Here is a 999-nt window from a genome sequence, read left to right as displayed (position 1 = left end):
GCTGTAGCCCCACCAGTCCCAGCAGCCCTCAGGATTGCTTGGAAATGCAGCACTGGTAACCACCTGCGGGTACAAGACGATCAGTCGGTTGGCATCGGCCCATCGGTTGTAGCCGACCGATGAATAGACGTCGCTCCCGACACTTTGCGCGCCCTGCTTGCAGCCGTGGAAGACGACGTGCACTCCGCAATGACTTGCATCGGTCGCGCAGGATTTCGGTATGTAGACGAAGCCCACCGTGTCCAGACTCGAGCCGACGCTCGCGAAGGGCGTCTGGTCGAATGGACGAACTGTCGACGACAGCGCAGTCGCCGGGGGGCTCAGTGGGCCGTAGATGTGCTGCAGGATGGCCTTTGGCTGGTCGTATGCGACGCGCCGATCTGAGCAATGGTCGATGTACGGCATGCTGTTGGTTCCACAGGCATTGCCAAATGAAGCCGCGATGAACGCATGGCCAGCGGGCAACTTGTTCACATAAGCGAGATTCTTGGGCGGCACCCCGGCGGCGACGAAGAAGTCGCGGGTAGCAGCCACGACTTCGGGATGGACGACCTGATCCTTGGTGCCGCCGAATACGTAGACCTTGAGCTTCGATATGCCTGAAGGCTGATCGATTTGGCCAAGCGCCCCAAAGCCTTGGGCGGCCGCCCATGACATGGAGCCCGTCGGAACGCCGGACATGCAGGTCATGATGCCACCGACGTTCACGAACGCGCAGTTGTACGGTCCACCGGCGATAACGCCAATCCCCTTCACGCTCGATGAATAGGCCACGCCATACTGGACTGCCATGAACGCACCAGACGACAGCCCGGATACCGAGGTCCGCGACGAATCACCATGCAGAGTTGGAAGGGCCTCCGCCGCAAGGGCCGCCTGGCCGAGGACCGCGATCGCCAACACGAGCGCGAGTAGCGCGGATCTATTCACAATGCAGGTCACGTGAGGCTCCAGCGCTGATTCGCCGCGTACGAACGCAGGATCTGCGTTGCAGTGCAG

At 61.4% G+C, this 999-nt stretch carries 1 protein-coding gene; it reads right to left on the bottom strand.

Annotated features, from left to right (window positions below):
• Positions 1-942: extracellular catalytic domain type 2 short-chain-length polyhydroxyalkanoate depolymerase (locus AC1D2E_RS35950; protein WP_478201809.1), on the bottom strand; the 942-nt coding region annotated here is incomplete at its 3' end.
• Between the last annotated feature and the right edge of the window lie 57 nt (positions 943-999).

This window comes from Variovorax sp. P1_H2, from assembly GCF_056405295.1.
This window is presented reverse-complemented; position numbering and strand designations above follow the sequence as displayed.